General features: G+C 42.4%; 1 protein-coding gene and 1 pseudogene. Both read right to left on the minus strand.

Features of this window, described 5'->3' with window-relative positions; translation table 11 throughout:
• Nucleotides 1–445, minus strand: a 445-nt coding sequence (locus ABHN01_RS25800) for an ABC transporter substrate-binding protein (RefSeq protein ID WP_429877913.1), incomplete at its 3' end; no start/stop codon positions are given.
• Between the two features lie 340 nt (nt 446–785).
• Nucleotides 786–1,232 (minus strand): annotated as a pseudogene (locus ABHN01_RS25805) (Gfo/Idh/MocA family protein); the annotation flags it as partial.

Consider the following 1,232-nt stretch of genomic DNA (forward strand, 5'->3'; position numbering starts at 1 on the left):
CGCTCATTGGAACCCCTGTAAAACTTTTACTGTTTTCCGTTCTCATTAAGTTTAAAGCGCCCTCATAGTAATTTTTTTCGCCAACTTCATCGATGATCTTTTTTACTGCACCTTTGTCAATAAGTTGATCTTTATCCATTACCTTTGCGTAGTCCTGCCCAGCTTCAACAACAGCCGGCAACTTTCCTGAATTAGCCAGAGTTATAATTTTTGTATTAATTTTATCTTCTTCAATCGGAACTTGTTTAACTTTAATATTTGGATTTTCTTTCTCAAACTTAGCAATCAACTTGTCTAATACCGCTATACGCTCTTGTTCAACCGAAGAGTGCAAAAATTCGATGGTGGTTTTTCCGCTTCCTCCCGTTTGTTTACTGCTTGAACAGGCAGTTAAAGCAACTGCTAATACCAAAAAGATTACAAAGCTTATACCCCTTTTTAACATTAACTTCTCCTCCTGATTTGTGGTTTTATATGGATTTTCATTGTTCCTAAACGCAAAGTATTTCTCTTCTTTGTTAATCATCCAGCCTAAAAGCATAGCATCATGGGTCGCTTCCCCGATTTGCCATCAAGCTCCAGCAGGCTGGCTTCTAAAAGTTCATTCCAATATATATCAGTTTTCAACACTGAAGAGTCTGATATTTACAAACACGTTCATTCGGTTCAACATCCTCTGTTCTGTATCCCCGGAATCCAGTCCCCCTGCCCTGATCGCTTCCTGTTATCGCAGAGATAACAGGATGATTAGCCACAACTTTTCCCAGGTTGTGAGTATTTGAAAATCAGTTAGAGGGAACGATCCGGACAGCATTTTCCTGCGCAATCAAACACAACTCAGCGGCTTTGAAAGCGTGCTCCTGGGTCATTGCCACCTCGGTACGATTCAAACAATCAAGGATGAGTTCACCAAAGAAAGGAAAGCCTACTTTTCCGTCCAGAGAATAATGCTCCACACCCTGGTCATTGGCGAGATACAGTTGATTTCCGCTATTTTCACGTGCTATGTCCACATACTTACGAAGTTCGATGTGACCTTTGGTACCGATGATGAACGTTCGTCCATCTCCCCAAGTCGGCAATCCATCAGGAGTGAACCAGTCGACCCTGAAGAAATTCGTTACCCCGTTATCGCCAACAAGGGTGGCATCCCCGTAGTCCTCCAATTCCGGAAATAGCGGATTACCGTAGTTGCCTACTTTGCTGTGGAGCACTATTGCATCCTTACAGCT

Source organism: Fictibacillus sp. NRS-1165 (assembly GCF_050468105.1).
Lineage (GTDB): Bacteria > Bacillota > Bacilli > Bacillales > Fictibacillaceae > Fictibacillus_C > Fictibacillus_C terrinigri.